The sequence below is a fragment of the Sphingomonas sp. DC1600-2 genome (assembly GCF_049897605.1).
Taxonomy (GTDB): domain Bacteria; phylum Pseudomonadota; class Alphaproteobacteria; order Sphingomonadales; family Sphingomonadaceae; genus Sphingomonas.
In genome coordinates, this window is the sequence record NZ_JAFCWO010000002.1 from 533,545 (window position 1) to 550,048 (window position 16,504).

A 16,504-nucleotide genomic window follows, 5' to 3' on the forward strand; every position below is an offset into this window, starting at 1 on the left:
CGTCCCGATGATGCGGGGCGGCCTTTTGCTTGTCAGCTTTCGACCAATTCCGTCGCCGCCTCTTTGCCGCGCCGCCGCTCGGTAAACCAGATCGCGATCAGCGCGAGCTCGTACAGTGCGACCAGCGGGATCGCTAGGATGATCATCGAACCGGCATCGGGCGGGGCCAACACCAGCGCCACCGCGAAGCAGCCGACGATCGCGTAGCGCCGCCCACTGACCAATTGCTTGCGCGTCACCAGCCCGGCGCGCTCGACCAGCATCAGCAGGATCGGCAACAGGAAAGCCAGCCCGAAGGCAAACAGGAACTGCATCACGAAATCGAGATAGGACGCAACCGAGGTCAGCGCCTCCTGCTCGACGCCACCCAGATTGCCCTGGAAGCTCAGGAAAAAATGCAGCGCCGAGGGGATGGCAACAAAATACGCCATCGACGCACCAAGGATAAACAGCACCGGCGTGGCGAACAGAAACGGCAGGAGCGCACGCTTTTCCTTGCGGTAGAGCCCCGGCGCGACAAAACCCCACAGTTGGTTCGCAATGACCGGGAATGAGATCATGATCGCGGCGAACAATGCCACCTTCAACTGCACAAAAAAGCCGTCGAACACGCCGATCGTCACGATCCGTTTCTGCCCGGCCGCGAGCAGCGGATGCACCAGCACCGTGAATATTTCGCGCGAGTAGATATAGGTGCCGATCAACGCGACCAGCACCGATACGATGCAGAAGAACAGCCGACGGCGCAGCTCGATCAAATGATCGAGCAGCGGTGCCCGGCTCGCTTCGAGGTCATCGATCGGAGCGTTCACGGATGCGCCTTGGGCTCGGCATCGCCCGGCAATGCGACTGGCGGGGCACCATGCACATTTGGCGGCTCTACCATCACCGGCGGCGCATCTTCGTCATGGGCGTCGTGCGGCAGGGCAGCGGGCGTATCGGCCATCGGTAGCATCTGGACGGGCTCGGGCGGGTGCTCGCGCATGATCCGCGCGTTTTCGGCCGCCCATTTCTTTTCCATTTCCTGCAACTCGGCCTCGCGCACCATGTTGTCGAAGCCTGAGCGAAACTGATTGGCGACGCCGCGCACACGCCCGACCCATTGCCCGGCAATCCGCATCGCCTTGGGCAAATCCTTGGGCGGGATGACGAGCAAGGCCACGACCCCGAGCAGGATCACCTCGGAGGATGCGACATCGAACATGGCAGCGGAGCGCTAAATCAGATTTCGGTTTCGCGAATGCGATTGCCATCGCGGTCGAACACCGGTTCCGCCGCCTTCTTGGCTTCGATCCGGCTTGGTTCGCGCACAGGCTCGTCGTCTTCAGCCATACCCTTCTTGAACGACTTGATGCCCTTGGCGACGTCGCCCATCATGTTCGAGAACCGGCCACCACCCAGGACGAGGATCGCGATCCCGCCGAAGATCAGCCAGTGTACAAAACTCAAACCACCCATGATCGATCTCCTGAATTCCCTCCTATCTAGTCCTCCTCGTCGGAAACTTCCACCTCTCCCATGGTATCGACCCGTTCGAAGGCGAGATCGACCGGATCGAGCAGGCCCGCCGCGCGCAAATCGTCGATCCCGGGCAAGTCGCGCCTGCTGGCGAGACCGAAATGCGCCAGGAAGCCCGGAGTGGTCGCATACAGCAACGGTCGCCCCGGCACCTCGCGCCGCCCGGCGGGCCGAATCCAGCCGGCCTCCATCAGCACGTCGAGCGTGCCCTTGGAAATCGCGACCCCGCGAATGGCCTCGATCTCGGCGCGAGTCGTCGGCTCGTGATAGGCGATGATCGCCAGCGTCTCGATCCCCGCGCGACTGAGCTTGCGTGGTTCCTCATGCGTGCGGCGCAGCAAATGCGCCATGTCGGCGGCGGTCTGGAAATGCCAGCGGTCGCCGCGCTGCACCAGTTCGATCCCGCGCCCGGCATAATCAGCCTGAAGGGTGCGGAGCGCGGCACGCACCTCCACGCCCTCCAGATGCGTACGGATCGCATCGACGGTCATCGGCTCGGTCGCTGCGAACAGCACCGCCTCCACCGCGCGGACCGGCGGATCGGGCGCGCTCATGCCAAGGCCCGGATGTAGAGCGGCGCAAAGGGCGATTGCTGGCGCAGTTCAATCCTGCCCTGCTTGGCCAGTTCCAGCGCGGCGAGAAAGCTGGAGGCGAGCGCCGATTTGCGAAAGGCACCATTCGCTTGCTCGGGCAGAAAGCTTTCGATCGTCGCCCAATCGATTTGCGTGCCAACCAGCGCCGACACCCGCTCCAGCGCCGTCTCCAACGTCATCACCGCGCGATGCGCCACGACATGCAGCACCGGGCGTGTGCGCGCGCTGATGACGCCATACGCCGCGATCAGATCATAGATTTCGGCCTGCCACAGCGCCTTGCGCTGCGTCCGCAAGCCCTCCGGCGCGCCCCGCAAAAACACGTCGCGCCCGACCCGATCGCGCGCCACCAGCCGAGCGCCGGCCTCGCGCATTGCGCTCAGGCGCTCGAGCCGCAGGTGCAACCGCAGCGCCAGTTCCTCGGGCGACGGCTCGATTTCGGGGTCGCGTGGCAGCAGCAGGCCCGATTTCAGATAGGCAAGCCACGCCGCCATGACCAGATAGTCGGCGGCGAGCTCCAACTTGATCGCGCGCGCCTCCTCGACGAAGCGCAGATATTGGTCGACCAGCGCGAGGATCGAAATCGCCTTCAGGTCCACCTTCTGATTGCGCGCAAGCGCCAGCAGCAGGTCGAGCGGGCCTTCCCACCCCTCCAAATCCAGCGTGAGCGTTTCTGGTTCGTCGGTCACAAACGAAGCCTAGCAAATCCTCCCCATGCCGGGGAGGATTTTAAGTGAGCGCTAAGAGGGCGTCGCGTTTGGCGATCAGCGCTGCCACATCGCCCTCGGCACGCACACCCGCCACCGTCGCCATCGCGCGATCGAGCCGCGCGCTCGACACTGGCGACATCTCGTCCAGCCGGTCGACGATCGCCTCCATTTCGTCCATCCGCCCCCAACAATCGAGCACCAGATCACACCCGGCGGCAATCGCCCCCGCCGCTTTGTCGGCCGCCGTGCCCGATAGCGCCTTCATATCGATGTCATCGGTCATCAACAGTCCGTCAAAACCGATCCGCTGCCGGATGATCCGCTCGACCACCACCGGGGAAAGCGTCGCCGGGTGGGCGGCGTCCCAGGCTTCGAACACGATATGCGAGGTCATCCCCATCGGCGCGTCGTTGAGCCGTGCGAACGGCTCCAGATCGACCTCCAATTCGGCATCGGAAGCGGTAACGGTCGGCAAATGGTAATGCGTATCGAGCTTCGCGCGGCCATGCCCGGGCATATGCTTGACCACCCCGACCACGCCGCCACGCTGCAACCCCTGCAGGATCGCCCGGCCCAAAGCGGCAACGCGCATCGGTTCCGACCCAAGCGCACGGATCGTGATCGCCTCGGTCGTGTCGGGCTGCACCACGTCGAGCAGCGGCAGGCAATCGACGTTGATGCCAACTTCAGCCAGCATCAAAGCGATCGCCTCGGCATTGGCGCTCGCCGCCTCGATCGCGGAGATGGGCGCAATGTCGTACAGCGCATCGAACGCGGGGCCCGCCGGGAAGCTCGGCCATTCGGGCGGCCCCATCCGTGCGACGCGGCCGCCCTCCTGATCGATCAGGATCGGTACGTCGCCGCGCCCCGACAGGTCGCGCAGACTATCCGTCAGCGCCCGCACTTGCGCGCGACTCTCGATATTGCGTTTGAACAGAATATACCCGGCGGGGTTAGCACTCGCGAAGAAGGCGCGCTCGGCGGGGGTCAGGGCAAGGCCGGAAAGGCCGAAGATGACGGGCTTCATACCCGCTGCCTACAAGCCCGACGCCAGCCTGAGTAGTCTATACCGCCGACGACCGACCAAAAAGCCGAACGGCGCGCCTCAATCGTGCGGTACGAAGCACGCCTGTCCCGCCGCAGCCAGCTTGCTGCACAGGCTGCTGGCCTGCCCCGCGCTGCCCGCATTCACGCGCAAGCGGTACACCGTCTTGCCGTTCACCTGTGCCGCCTGCACCGATTTCCCAAGCGGCGCGAGATAGCCGTAGGTCTTGGAGATCTTGGTCCAGGCCGTATTCGCCTCGGCTTCGTCCGGGAAGGAACCGAGCTGGACCAGCGCGCCGCCCGATGGCGCGCCCTTGGCACCTGGAATCGCCGTCACGGCCTTGTCCGATCCGGTAGCAACCGGGGTCGGCGCGACCTTCTTGCCCTCGACCGGCTTCTCCGGCAGCGCCTTCATGTCGATCGACGCATTGGCGGTCCCGGCACCATTGCTGGTGGCGATCGCGGTATCGCCCTCGCCTTCGACCTTCAAACCACCGGGATCATCCGGCTTGACCTTATAGTCTCCCGCCTGGGCGGTGATCAGCGCGCCATTGCCGTCCACGCTCTGGTGCTTCTTGTAATATTGGTAGCCCAGGATGGCCGCCGCAACGATCGCCAGCGCGATCACGACCAGCACGATGATCCGTACGATCGACGGACCATCGTCATAAGCGTCTTCAACCGTCTCCAGCCACGGGAGCCGATCCTCATCGCGGACATCGAATTCGCCGGTCGCCATCAGTTCATCTCCTGGACCGCCTGGACCCCCATGATCCCCAACCCATTGCGGATAATCTGCCCGATCGCGTCGGCCAAGAAAAGCCGTGCACATGTCATGGCGGGATTGTCCGGCAACAGGAAACGGCGGTCGGGCCGGTCGTTTCCGACATTCCACAAAGCGTGAAGCGATGCCGCCAAGTCATAGAGATAGAAGGCAATCCGGTGCGGTTCGCGCGCCGCCGCTGCGGTGTCGACGATGCGCGGGAACTGGGCGGCGAACTTCACCAGCGCCAGGTCTTCCGTATCAAGTTGGGACAGGTCGACCGAATCGCACACGATCCCTGCTTCCGCCGCCCGCCGGTGCAGCGACGCGACACGGGCGTGCGCATAATTGACGTAGAACACCGGATTGTCCTTCGACGCCTCCACCACCTTGGCGAAATCGAAGTCCATCTGCGCATCGGCCTTGCGCGTCAGCATGGTGAAGCGGACGACATCCTTGCCGACTTCGCGCACGACATCGGCCAGCGTGACGAAATTGCCCGCGCGCTTCGACATTTTGATCGGCTCGCCATTCCGCATCAGTCGCACCATCTGGACGAGCTTGACGTCGAAGCGGGTCTTGCCCCCGGTCAGCGCCTGCACGGCCGCGACGATGCGCTTGACCGTACCGGCATGGTCGGCACCCCAAATGTCGATCAGCGCGTCGGCGGTCTGCGCCTTTTGATAATGATAAGCGAGATCGGCACCGAAATAGGTCCATTGCCCATTCGACTTCTTGATCGGCCGGTCCTGATCGTCGCCAAATTGCGTCGAGCGGAACAGCGGCAGCACGACCGGCTCCCAATCTTCCAATTCCTGGCCCTTGGGCGCTTCGAGCAGGCCGTCATAGATCAACCCACGCGCGCGCAAATCGTGCTCGGCCGCCTCGGGCTTGCCCTCGGCCTGCAATTCCGCCTCGGACGAAAATAGGTCGTGATGGATGCCGAGCAGCGCCAGATCGGCCTTTATCAGTTCCAGCATCGCCGCGACGGCGCGCGTGCGGAACAGCACCAGCCATTCGCCCTCGGGCTTGCCGACATACGCATCGCCAAATTCGGCAGCCAGCGCTTGCCCCACCGGAATCAAATAATCGCCCGGATACAGGCCCTCGGGGATCTCGATCGTCTCGCCCAGTGCCTCCAGATACCGCATATGGACCGAGCGCGCGAGCACATCGACCTGCCCACCGGCATCGTTGACATAATATTCGCGGATTACCTTGTGCCCGGAAAATTCGAGCAGATTGGCCAGCGCATCGCCCACCACCGCGCCACGGCAATGCCCCATATGCATTGGCCCGGTTGGGTTGGCCGAGACATATTCGACGTTCACCGTGATGCCAGCACCGCGCGAGGAACGCCCGTAATCGTCGCCCGCATCGCGGATCGCGGACAATTCGGCGCGCCACGTATCGTCGGTCAGCGTCATGTTGATGAAGCCAGGGCCCGCCACGGCGACGCTCGCCACTTCGTCGAGCCCCTCCAGTTTCGCGGCGATCTTCTCGGCCAGCGCGCGCGGATTGGTGGCGGCGGGCTTGGCCAGCACCATCGCGGCGTTGGTCGCAAGATCGCCATGCGAAACATCGCGCGGCGGCTCTACCGTCACGTTGGCGCGGCTGAGCCCGCTCGGCAGATCACCGCTGGCTTCAAGGGCATCGAGCACCGCATCGATATGCGCGGCGAAACGGGTGTACAGGGTCATGGCAGGTCCGGTCATGTAAGCGAGCGCGGCCCTTAGCCGAGTTCGCCCCACTGGGCAAAACATGGCTGGCGGGCGCTCTGCATTCGCGCGGCGCAAGGCAACCCTCGTGATTTCGATTTCCCAAGGCAGCACATGGCGTTATGCTGGCTTTCGTCTTGGAATGGTGTTGTGTTTTTCTTCCAATTTCCGCGATGATAAGCGCCCCCGAGTTCTGCCCCGAGGCCTGCCATGCGAGTGTTCCGATTGCTCCCGCCGGTGCTGGCGTTGTTGGCCCCGGTTCCCGCCATGGCGGAGTGTCAGGCCAGCAAAATCGTCGAATTCCCCGTCACCATGACGGGGGCGGAGCCGCAACTGGCGGCCAAGTTCGGTAGCAAAGAAGCGCGCTTCATTCTCGACAGCGGAGCCTTCTACAGCACCATTTCCGCAGCCAGCGCGGCGGAGTTCGGTCTGCGCGTCACCCCCGCCCCCCCGTGGTTCCGTCTCAAGGGCATTGGCGGGGATGCCTCGGTCGGCGTCGCCGTCACCAAGGACTTTTCGCTTGCCGGCGTCGCGATCCCAAAAATCGACTTCGTCGTCGGCGGCAGCGACACCGGCACGGCAGGCTTGATCGGGCAGAACATTCTTGGCCTCGCCGATGTCGAATACGATTTGCCGCATGGCGTGGTCCGCCTGATCAAGACGCAGGGATGCCGCGCCAGCAATCTCGCTTATTGGGCAGGTACCAAGCCGGTAACGATCGTGTCGCTGGAAGCAGGGCAAGACACCAGATTCAAGCCGCATACGGTCGGCACCGTTTTGCTCAATGGGGTGAAAGTGCGCGCGATGTTCGACAGCGGTGCGCAAAGTTCGATGTTGTCGCTCGCGATGGCGAAACGTCTCGGCATTACCCCCGAAACGCCCGGCGTGGTGTCGGTGGGGCCCAGTCACGGCCTCGGCCAACACCGCGTTCCGACCTGGCGGGCGACGTTCGACACGATCGATATTGGCGGCGAAGCGATCCGTCATCCCCAAATCCGGATCGGTCAACTGGAGCTTGGCAATGCCGACATGCTGATCGGTGTCGACTTCTTCCTTACCCACCGCATGTTCGTTTCCAACGCGCTGCGTCAGCTCTTCATCACCTATGAGGGTGGCCCCGTTTTCGGGCTCTCGCCCAAGACCGTCTTTTCCGCCGATGGCACCGCCCTCGACTTGACCAACAAGGCCGCCGAACCGACCACCGCCGAAGGATATAGTCGACGCGGTGCGGTCTACGCGTCCAATCGACATTTGCCCGAGGCGCTGGCGGATTTCGACAAGGCCTGCGCATTGGCACCGACCGAGCCCCGGTATTTTTACCAGCGCGCGCTGGCGCATCTTGCGAGCCAGCACTTCGACCTGGGGATGGCCGATCTCGACAAAACGATCGCGCTCGACCCGGCGATGGCAGACGCCCGTCTGACACGCGCTTCGCTGCGGATACGGCGCGGCAACCGCGCGGGTGCCGCCGACGATGTCCAGGCCGCCGATGCTGCGCTTCCACCATCGTCGGAGAAACGGCTCACCGTGGCCAGTCTGTCTAACGATCTCGATCGTCCTGAGGACGCGCTGCGCAATTACGATCTGTGGCTAAAGAGCCATCCGGAAGACAGCGCCCGCAGCAGCGCCTTCAACGGCCGCTGCTGGGCCCGCGGACTGCTCAACCGCGAGCTCGACAAGGCGCTGTCCGACTGCAATGCGGCGATCAAGGCCGATCCGAAGCGCTCGACCTTTCTCGACAGCCGCGCTCTGGTGCGGCTGCGGCGTGGCGAGCTGGGTCAGGCCTTGGCGGATTATGACGCAGCCCTGGCGCTCGCACCACGCACCGCCTGGTCGCTCTACATGCGCGGGGTGACCCATAAGCGGATGGGCAACGCCGCCCAGGCAGCAGCAGATCGCGCGGCCGCGCTCAACATCAATCCGAAGGTTGCAGAGCGGGCGCGCAAGATCGGCTTCGAGGAATAAGCGGAGCGCCCGCGCTACACCTGCATCATCGCGCCTGCCATACGCAGGAAGGCTTGCTGCATCTGGGTGCCGAGCGCTTTTTCGACGCGGGCCTCCGCCATCGCCCGGCTCATCGCCTCCACCCATTGCGCCGCGGTTTCGGAGGTGATTCCCATCGCGCGGTGCATCGACATGATGCAGGTGCCCGGCCGCGCCTCGAACCAGTCGCGCGGCCCGCCAAGCCAGGCGGAGAGAAACTGTGTCAGCGACACGCGTACCGGGAACAGATCCTCTGCATGCATCGCCCGCAAGGCGGCGTAGCGCGGATCGTCCTGCATCAGATCGTAGAAGCGCTCGACGACCGCGCGCACGCCCTCGGTCCCGCCAATCCGCGCGAACAACGAGGGGGCGGTCGTTTCGGCAGTGGCGGTCATCTTAACGTCTCCGGTCGGCATTGGGGTATCACTGCTGCATCAGCCGCCGCGTGATCGCCGTCCGCACCATCGGCAACCGTGCGGCCGCACGCAGCACAAGCGGACGCGCCATCCGGGCGATCGGCCGATCGTCCGTATAGAGGCGTACCAACAGGTTGGTAGAGGCATAGAGCGGTGCGCTCGCCAGCCGATGGGCCGCCTCATAGCGCCGCAGCAGCACGTTTCCGGCGATGTCATGTCCGCCCTGCGCGGCCTGCGCGATCAACTCGGCGAGTTTCGCAGCACCCTGCAACCCGAGATTGAAGCCATGCGCGGTGACCGGATGCATGCCGACCGCCGCATCCCCGACCAAGGCGGCACGTCGGGTGACGAAGCGGTGCGCATAGGTTGTCGTCAACGGATAGACATGCGGCCCGTCAAGCACCTGCATCGGCCCCAGCCGCGCCCGGAAACGCCGCGTCAATTCCGCACTCAGCGCGGGACGATCCAGCGCCGCCAGCGCATCGATCTCAGGCGAAGGCAGGGTCAGCACCGCCGACGACAAGCGACCGTCGGAAAGCGGCAGCATGGCGATCGTCTGGCCATGCCCGAACCATTCGGTGGCGACGCCGCGATGCACCGCTGCGTGGGCGACACGCGCGACCAGCATCGATCGACCGAGCGGATTGATCTGCGCGCCAATTTCCAATTGCCGCCGCACGAACGAAAATCGCGAATCCGCGCCGACCACCAACTGCGCCGACAGCGTGCGCCCGTCGTCCAGCGTCACCGACGCGCAATTCATGTCGGTCCGGACGCTGCGGATCGACGCACCCGCCAGCAAGGTCAGGCCGTCCTGCCCTTCGATCGCGTCATAAAGCGCGCGCCGGATATGATGGTTGGACACGAGCGAGCCGAGCCGGTCGCCGACATTCGGTCCCGCAAAGGACAAAGCAAAGGAGCGCCCGCCGTTGAGCACCCGCGCCTCGCATAGCGGGGAGATTTGCGCCGGATCCAGGCGCTGCCATGCACCGAGCCGCTGCAACGTCGCCACCGACCGCTGGGTCAACGCAATCTCCCGGCCGTCGCACGGCGGAGCGGACAGCGTCGCGACCGGAGCCTGATCAAGGATGCCGATCCGCAGGCGCGAACCGGCCAGCGCACGCACGAGCGCAAGCCCGGCAGGGCCGGCACCGACAATGAGGATATCATAAGGCTGCGGAATGGTCATTGTGCGGCTTTCGCCCGGCAGCAGCCGACGCGCCTTGCGCGAGATCAAGCGCGCGCGAAAATCACACCAGCCCGCGCACCGCCGCGACCCGCTTGGTTTCCGGGAACAGCGCGGCCATCGTCCGCGCCGGGTCGACCCCGAAATGCCCCGCGACTGCGCCGCCGATAAACGCGTCGAGCTGCATCGTCGGCTTCAAGTCGCGCGCTTCGAACAGGGCTGCGGGACGCAGCCCCGGCCAATCCGCCAGCACCCGGCCACCGCGCACCCCGCCGCCGATCAGCATTGCTGCGGTGCCCGTCCCGTGATCGGTGCCGCCAGTGCCGTTGATCGCCACCGTCCGGCCGAATTCGGTCGCCACCAGCACCATCGTGTCGTTCCACAGCGGCCCCAGCCCGGTTTGCAGGGCGGCAATCATCGCGTCGAGGCCCTTGAGCTGCCCCGCCAGGCGCTGGCGCTGCTGGGTATGGGTATCCCACCCCCCAGTTTCGATCATCGCGATGCGCGCGCCGTCGGCGGGGGCGAGCAAGCGCGCGGCCAGCGCCCCCGTCGCCGCGGCATTGGCCCCGCCGCCACCTGCGAGATCGCTGGTCAATTGCCGCGTGTTCATCGCTTCGCTCCACAAAGCGTGGAGCTGGCTGTCGCCCTGATACAGCATCGTCACGCGCTGCATCAGGTCGTCCGAGGCCTGTGGCAGGCCGGATGGCGCATATGAGGACACGTCATGGCGTCCGCGCAGCGCCAGCGGCACCGTCGCCGACACCGCAATCGCCTTGGCCTCGGTCGGCGGCAGCACGCCGAGCAGTCGGTTAAGCCAGCCATCCTTGACTTGGTAGGCGCTGGTCCCGCCGCTCTCGAGCACGTTCTGCCCGTCGAAATGCGACCGGTCCCGATAGGGCGAGGCGACCGCGTGCGCGAACAGCGCCTGCTTCTTGGTATAAAGCCCCCCGAGCACAGACAATTCTGGATGCAGCGCAAACATCGAATCGAGCTTGGCAGCCGTCGCGAAATCCGCCGCGAGATCGCCGCGTGCGCCGACGAAGGCTGGATCGCCGACCGGGGCAACGATCCCAAGGCCATCGGCAGCACCGCGCTGGATGATGAAGACAAAACGCTTGTCGGTCTCGGCCTTGGCAAACGCCATGCGCGGCGACAAGGCGAGCGTCAAAGCGCTTGCGACACTAGCGCCGATAAACGAACGACGATCGTACATGCTCTTATCTCCGCATGAATTCGGGGGCGACGAGCAGCAACGCCACCGCCTGTGCCGGACTTTCGCAATTCGCGAGCGCGGTTTGCGTGGCTGCACTGACGGAGCCCGGCAACACTTTCGGTGCCAGCGCGCGGGCATCGATATTGCCCGCCCGCGCGGCGAAGCGCTCGGCGGCTTCGACCCTGCGCAACACGGCATCGGGTCCAGCCCAGCTTCCCGCAATATCGTCAAAGCCGATCGGCTGGCCCGGCTTCCACGTCGGTTGCCCAAGTTGATTGAGCAGCCCGACCACCGCTTGCGGGTCCGCCGTCTTCACATTCAACGCGCGCATGGACGAGATCGTCCACTCCCACGGCGTCTTGAACTTTACCGGTTGTTCGACCCAAGCCTCGGGCGAAGCGATCAGCGCGCGGTATAGCGTTGGCAAATCCCCCCCGGAGGTGAGGAAAGCCGCTTGCAAACGCTCGACCATCGCGGGTGGCGGTGTATCGCCCGCAAAGTGCCGCGCGAGCTTGGTCGCGATGTGGGTGGCGGTCGCCGGGGCGACGGCCACGTCGGACAGCACAGCCCGCGCCTGCTCCACCCCGCCAGCCGGATAGCGCTTGCCCATGATCATGCGATCGCCCGGCTCGTGCAGCGGGGCGACAAAGACGAAATCACCGGGCAGCCCGTCCGTTCCGGCGGCCGCAGACCCAGGCCCGCGCCCGATCCCGGCGACCGTCCAACCGGTCATCGCGCGTGCGAATTCGGTGACGTCGGCCTGCGTATAGCCAGTGCGCACGCCGAGTGTGTGCAGTTCGAGAATTTCGCGTGCGAGATTTTCGTTCAGGCCAACCTTGCGGTTGCCACGAGCGGCGATCTTCAACCCAAGCGGCGATGTCGGGCCGACCGATACCGCCTGATCGAGATACAGCAACATCGCCGGATGCTGCTCCACCGCGATCAGCATATCCCGGAAGGTGCCCAGCACATGCGGCCGGATCGCCTCGAATTCCAAGGTTCCCGATAGACCGATCACTTCGAGCTTATCGGCCGAGACCGCGAAATGATTCGCCCAGAAATGCACCAGCCGTTCGACAAACGGCGTTTCCGTAACCAGGGCATTGGTCGCGCGCGCGCCCACTGCCCCGGCATAGTCGCCCCGGCCAGTCCGCTGCGCAAATTGCCGCGCCTGGCGCATCGCATCGTCCTTGCCCGGTGACGGGACGGCCCCTTGCGACAGAGTTCGCGGCTGCACCGGCTGGGTCCCCATCTGGAGACCGGCCGAGGCTGCACCCGCCATCGCGATGGCGGCGGCGGGCGGCGGAGCGGCCGGGCCGCCGAGCTTGGTCGCCTGTTGCGCCCGCAGCGCGCGTTGCTGTCGAAAATAGTCGGCCAGTTCGGCGGAGACCCCCGCGCTGGTCGGCGCGCTGGCAATCACATCCGGTACGGGATCATATTTCGCAAATTGGCCCGTCAGCCAGCCAAGCGGGTCAGCAGGCACCGGTTGGTCACCCCGCGCGCCCAGGCCGAAGCGGTTTAGGGCAATACTCGCCTTGGTCATCAACGTCGTCCTTGCGAATCGGCCCGTAATCTATGGGCCGCATATGTCGCAGAATTGTGCCCGAAACGGCCGTGGCGTTCGTTTGTTGCAACTGCACGCGCGTCGTTTGCGCTTGGGCACTTTGCTGCACTGCAATATAAATTCACGCGACAGCAGGACATCCACCGGGAGGGGATGCGCGATCGGCCTTAACTCCCCAGGAAAGGAACGATCATGTTCAAGACTCTCTTCGCCGCCACGGCTCTGCTCGCCGCCGCTTCGCCTGCCTTTGCCAACGATGCCGCGCAGCGCACCTTCACGCGCGATGGTGACACCTACACCTACACCACCGTGAACAAGGGCAAATATGTCGTCATCAGCGGTCGCGCTGCCTCAGGCGGCACGTTCCAGCTCCAGGTTCGCGGCGACCATATCACCGGCTATTCGCGCGGCGTTCCGGTGTCCTTCACCATTCCCAACGCTCAGGCGAAGCTGACCAAGACCGACATCGCCTTCCGCTAAGCGGTGGATCGCATAGCGAGGCGCGTCGCCGGTATCGGCCGGGGACGCGCTTCGCTTGTCAGCGGGCGCTAAAAGACCTCCGGCAAGTCGATCGGCCCCACTGCCGCACGATAGCGGGCAACCGCGTAGCGGTCGGTCATGCCTGCGATGAAATCGGCGATATGCCGACTGCGCCCCGGTTCGTCCTGCGGCATCCGCGCACTCCAATCGCCCGGCATCTGCGTCGGGTCCAGGCGATAGGCGGCGAACAGCCCCGTCACGATCCCCTCCGCCGCCCGCGCCGCCTCCAATTGGCGCGGATGGTGGTAGAGATTGGCGTACATGAAGCGCTTTAGCGCGCGCTCATCTTCGCGCATTTCGGCTGAGAAGCCGACCAGACACCGCCCCGCCGCGCGCACATCGGCAAGGTCGCCAATCCCGGTCAATCGCGATCGGGTTTCCGCGATCAGATCGTTGACCATCGCGCCGATCTGCGAGCGGATCAATTCCCCCACCAGCCGCGCCGGAGCAATGCCGGGAAAGCGGGCGCAGACATCGGCCCAGCCGCGCGCCACCACCGGCACCTCCAGCAATTGCTCAAGCGTCAGCAGACCGGCACGCAACCCGTCATCGATATCGTGATTGTCGTAGGCGATATCGTCGGCGATCGCGGCGACCTGCGCCTCCAGGCTCGGCCAGCGCGTCAGCTCCAGCGGAAAGGCGGCATCGCACTCGGCCAGCGCCCAACCCGGATTGGCGATCGGTCCATTGTGTTTGGCCAGCCCCTCCAGCGTTTCCCACGTCAGGTTAAGCCCGTTCCAGCACGGATACGGGCTGTCGATCGTCATCAATGCGCGCAACGTATTGCCATTATGGTCAAACCCGCCCTGCCCTGCCAGCGCGGCTTGCAGCGCATCCTCCCCGGCATGGCCGAACGGCGGGTGGCCGATATCATGCGCCAGCGCGAGCGCTTCGGTGAGGTCTTCGTTCAGCCCAAGTGCGCGCGCGATCGTGCGGGCTATCTGCGCGACCTCCAGGCTATGGGTCAGACGGACACGGAAATGGTCGCCATCGGGGGCCAGGAACACCTGCGTCTTGTGCCGCAAGCGCCGAAAGCTGATCGAATGGATGATCCGGTCGCGATCGCGCTGGAACGCGTCGCGCGGGCCGCGCGCGCTCCGCCCCTCGCCGCTCGGCTCGGGGTGGAGCCGACCGCGACTGCGCTCCGGGTGCGAGGCCCATGGCGCAAGCATCGTCATGCTACCCAACACCTTCTCATTTCGCGGGAAGTTTGGAGATCTTCTGGCCCGCTTCGCTCACAAAGACGAAGCCCGAAATATCGTCCTTGGCAAGATCGTTGACGAAGCGCTGCGCCTCGTCCTCCGATTTGAAGGGCCCGGTCAACAACCGGTTGGTCGCGCGGAGTGGCGTGGTCCAGGCACTTTTGCCGCCAAACGCCTTGGTCGCCTTGGCCCGGATCTTGGTCCATTGCTTGGGCAAATCCCCAACATTCGCACCCCCTGCCACCTGCACCCAGACGCGTGACGGCTCCAGGAATTTGGGGTCCTTTTTCTTCTTCTCTTCCGCCGCCTTTTTGTCAGCGGCAGCCTTCTTTGCGTCGGCGATTTTCTTGTCCGCAGCGGCTTTCTTGTCGGCAAGCGCCTTCTTCTCCGCGGCCGCTTTCTTATCGGCGGCCCGCCGGTCGGCGGCCTGTTTGTCGGCGGCAATTTCCCGTTCGCGGTCGGCTGCGGGCTGCGCCTCGACCACGGGTTGCGAAACCGGCGCTTGACGAACAGCCACTGGCTGGGCGGCCGGTGCAGGTGCCTCGCTCTGAGTCTCCGCTCCGGGCACCTTGATGTCCGAAATGATCGCCGCGAGGATCGATTCCTCGCTGCGCACCGGGGTCGGTGCCGGACGGGCCGGTGCTGGCGTAATCGTCTGCGTCGGGGCCTGTACGACGACCGGCGCGACCACCGCAGGCGATGGTCGTTGCGGCACCGCGGCTGGAGGCGCGCTGAAGCGCGTCACACCCGCTAGCGACGCCGTCGGCATGGGGGGTGTATTGCCCGGGGCGACCGGATTGGCCGACACGGCCGGCGATGCCCCCGTTTTCGACATCGGCGATTGCGGCTGCAGCGGGACGGTTCGGACCGGCACACCGGTTTGCGGGACAACTGTGGCGGGAGCGTTGAACGTTGCGTGCGGAAGCGGGGTCGCGGGCGGCGTTACGGGCACGCGCACCGAGTTTGACGCCAGAACCACGGCAGAAGACGCGGGCGGGGCGGCATAGGTCGGAGGAACCAGTTGCGGCTGTGGCGTCGGCGCTGCCACCGCCGCCACTGCTGTCGCCTGGGCATGCTCCTGATCTTTCCGGGTCTTGCGCGCCTTGCGGCGCTCTTCGCGGGCGTCAACGGCGACGGTCGGCTTCGCCACCGCCGCGACCGCGACCGGCGCGGTCGGGTCGGGGCCGAGCGCAGCCAGCGGGGGCACCATCCGCGCGTCCGCCAACCGTTCCGGGCTGGGACGGACTTCGCCAAAATGCACCGCAAAAGCGCGATCCGGCGCGCGCAGCGCCGGCAGAATTTCGAAGAACGGCTGCAGCCCCTGCGCCATGCCGGCGGGCATCATGCTCGTTGCGATCTTCTCCGCACCCGCCTTGTCGCCCGCCATCGCAAGGATGAAGGCCCGCGCACGCCACGCGCCACGATCACTTTTGCGCAACAGCGGTTCGATTTGGGCCAGCGCCAACTCGCGCTTGCCGGAAATACCAAGCGACAAAGCGTAGCGTCGCTGGGTTTCGTCATTGGCCCCGGCCCTCAGCGCCAGTCGATATTCCCGTTGCGCGCGTTCCTGTTCGCCGACGAGATCATAGGCCAGCCCGCGATCGGCCGCGAAGGTCCGCGGATCACCGCCGAGCGTCTCCGCCTCGGCAAAATGCCGCAGCGCATCGCCAGGACGCTCGGCCGCGACCAGCAACGCCCCCTCTCCGGCTTTGACTCGCGCGTTGCGGGGGTCGATCCGCTCGGCGCGCGCAAAAAAAGCGGCGGCGGCGGTATCGTCATCCAGCTTTAGCGCCAATTCCCCCGCGCGGACCAATGCCGACAGATTGTTGGGGTCGACCGCCAATGCGCGAATTTCGCTCGCAAGCAAATCGGCATCTGACAACGGCTGAACGGTCGAGGGATAGGGCGCGGGCGGATAAGGCGATGCGATCCCGGTCTGTGCCTGCGCAGCCGTTCCGCAAGTGGCCAGTGCGATGATCGAACTGGCAAGACGAATGCGCATCCCGTTTCCTAGATCACGATGGCTCTACCGCCACCCGTTCTTTTCGAGTGAA

Annotated in this window: 16 protein-coding genes; 2 read left to right on the top strand and 14 right to left on the bottom strand. The window is 65.2% G+C overall.

Features of this window, described 5'->3' with window-relative positions; translation table 11 throughout:
• Nucleotides 1-32: 32 nt before the first annotated feature.
• From tatC to argS, 8 genes are all read right to left on the bottom strand, one after another.
• Entirely contained in the window at nt 33-812 is a 780-nt protein-coding gene (tatC, locus tag ACP7BL_RS06095; RefSeq protein ID WP_137903099.1) for a twin-arginine translocase subunit TatC, read from the bottom strand.
• Nucleotides 809-1,204 carry a Sec-independent protein translocase protein TatB gene (gene tatB, locus ACP7BL_RS06100; RefSeq protein WP_126846935.1) on the bottom strand — a complete coding sequence of 132 codons (396 nt, stop codon included), beginning with the start codon at nt 1,202-1,204 and terminating at the stop codon, nt 809-811. The genes tatC and tatB overlap by 4 nt, the downstream gene beginning before the upstream one ends.
• A 17-nt stretch (nt 1,205-1,221) precedes the next feature.
• Nucleotides 1,222-1,458 (bottom strand): twin-arginine translocase TatA/TatE family subunit, encoded by a 237-nt coding sequence (locus tag ACP7BL_RS06105; RefSeq protein WP_033965037.1) that lies wholly within the window; start codon nt 1,456-1,458, stop codon nt 1,222-1,224.
• A gap of 26 nt (nt 1,459-1,484) precedes the next feature.
• Complete coding sequence (gene scpB / locus ACP7BL_RS06110) at nt 1,485-2,072, bottom strand: SMC-Scp complex subunit ScpB (RefSeq protein WP_426257865.1); 588 nt, start codon at nt 2,070-2,072, stop codon at nt 1,485-1,487.
• Entirely contained in the window at nt 2,069-2,800 is a 732-nt protein-coding gene (locus tag ACP7BL_RS06115) for a segregation and condensation protein A (RefSeq protein ID WP_033965033.1), read from the bottom strand. The genes scpB and ACP7BL_RS06115 overlap by 4 nt, the downstream gene beginning before the upstream one ends.
• A 40-nt stretch (nt 2,801-2,840) precedes the next feature.
• The gene (locus ACP7BL_RS06120; RefSeq protein ID WP_426257866.1) at nt 2,841-3,848 is read right to left on the bottom strand and encodes a glycoside hydrolase family 3 N-terminal domain-containing protein; all 1,008 of its coding nucleotides are present in this window, start codon (nt 3,846-3,848) and stop codon (nt 2,841-2,843) included.
• A 78-nt stretch (nt 3,849-3,926) separates the two neighbouring features.
• Nucleotides 3,927-4,604: an SPOR domain-containing protein gene (locus ACP7BL_RS06125; protein WP_426257867.1), complete on the bottom strand. Its 678-nt coding sequence runs from the start codon at nt 4,602-4,604 to the stop codon at nt 3,927-3,929.
• Entirely contained in the window at nt 4,604-6,328 is a 1,725-nt protein-coding gene (gene argS / locus ACP7BL_RS06130) for an arginine--tRNA ligase (protein ID WP_033965028.1), read from the bottom strand. The genes ACP7BL_RS06125 and argS overlap by 1 nt, the downstream gene beginning before the upstream one ends.
• Nucleotides 6,329-6,556: 228 nt before the next feature.
• Here argS and ACP7BL_RS06135 point away from each other — a divergent pair, with 228 nt between their 5' ends.
• Nucleotides 6,557-8,311, top strand: coding sequence for an aspartyl protease family protein (locus tag ACP7BL_RS06135; RefSeq protein WP_426257868.1), 1,755 nt, complete (start codon nt 6,557-6,559; stop codon nt 8,309-8,311).
• A gap of 14 nt (nt 8,312-8,325) precedes the next feature.
• On the opposite strand, the gene ACP7BL_RS06140 is transcribed toward ACP7BL_RS06135, so the two are convergent.
• The 4 genes from ACP7BL_RS06140 to ACP7BL_RS06155 all read right to left on the bottom strand — a co-directional run bounded on the left by ACP7BL_RS06140 (nt 8,326) and on the right by ACP7BL_RS06155 (nt 12,687).
• Complete coding sequence (locus tag ACP7BL_RS06140; RefSeq protein ID WP_126846931.1) at nt 8,326-8,724, bottom strand: group II truncated hemoglobin; 399 nt, start codon at nt 8,722-8,724, stop codon at nt 8,326-8,328.
• Between the two features lie 28 nt (nt 8,725-8,752).
• Nucleotides 8,753-9,934 carry a 5-demethoxyubiquinol-8 5-hydroxylase UbiM gene (ubiM, locus tag ACP7BL_RS06145; protein WP_033965059.1) on the bottom strand — a complete coding sequence of 394 codons (1,182 nt, stop codon included), beginning with the start codon at nt 9,932-9,934 and terminating at the stop codon, nt 8,753-8,755.
• A 61-nt stretch (nt 9,935-9,995) separates the two neighbouring features.
• Nucleotides 9,996-11,144: a DUF1501 domain-containing protein gene (locus ACP7BL_RS06150; RefSeq protein WP_137903097.1), complete on the bottom strand. Its 1,149-nt coding sequence runs from the start codon at nt 11,142-11,144 to the stop codon at nt 9,996-9,998.
• Between the two features lie 4 nt (nt 11,145-11,148).
• Nucleotides 11,149-12,687 (bottom strand): DUF1800 domain-containing protein, encoded by a 1,539-nt coding sequence (locus tag ACP7BL_RS06155; RefSeq protein WP_137903096.1) that lies wholly within the window; start codon nt 12,685-12,687, stop codon nt 11,149-11,151.
• Nucleotides 12,688-12,900: 213 nt separating this feature from the next.
• Between ACP7BL_RS06155 and ACP7BL_RS06160 the strand changes: the two genes are divergently transcribed.
• Nucleotides 12,901-13,188 (top strand): hypothetical protein, encoded by a 288-nt coding sequence (locus ACP7BL_RS06160; RefSeq protein ID WP_033967042.1) that lies wholly within the window; start codon nt 12,901-12,903, stop codon nt 13,186-13,188.
• Nucleotides 13,189-13,256: 68 nt separating this feature from the next.
• On the opposite strand, the gene ACP7BL_RS06165 is transcribed toward ACP7BL_RS06160, so the two are convergent.
• Together ACP7BL_RS06165 and ACP7BL_RS06170 are read right to left on the bottom strand one after the other, a co-directional pair.
• Nucleotides 13,257-14,426: a deoxyguanosinetriphosphate triphosphohydrolase gene (locus tag ACP7BL_RS06165; RefSeq protein WP_126846922.1), complete on the bottom strand. Its 1,170-nt coding sequence runs from the start codon at nt 14,424-14,426 to the stop codon at nt 13,257-13,259.
• Between the two features lie 16 nt (nt 14,427-14,442).
• Nucleotides 14,443-16,452: an SPOR domain-containing protein gene (locus tag ACP7BL_RS06170; RefSeq protein WP_426257869.1), complete on the bottom strand. Its 2,010-nt coding sequence runs from the start codon at nt 16,450-16,452 to the stop codon at nt 14,443-14,445.
• Nucleotides 16,453-16,504 lie beyond the last annotated feature (52 nt).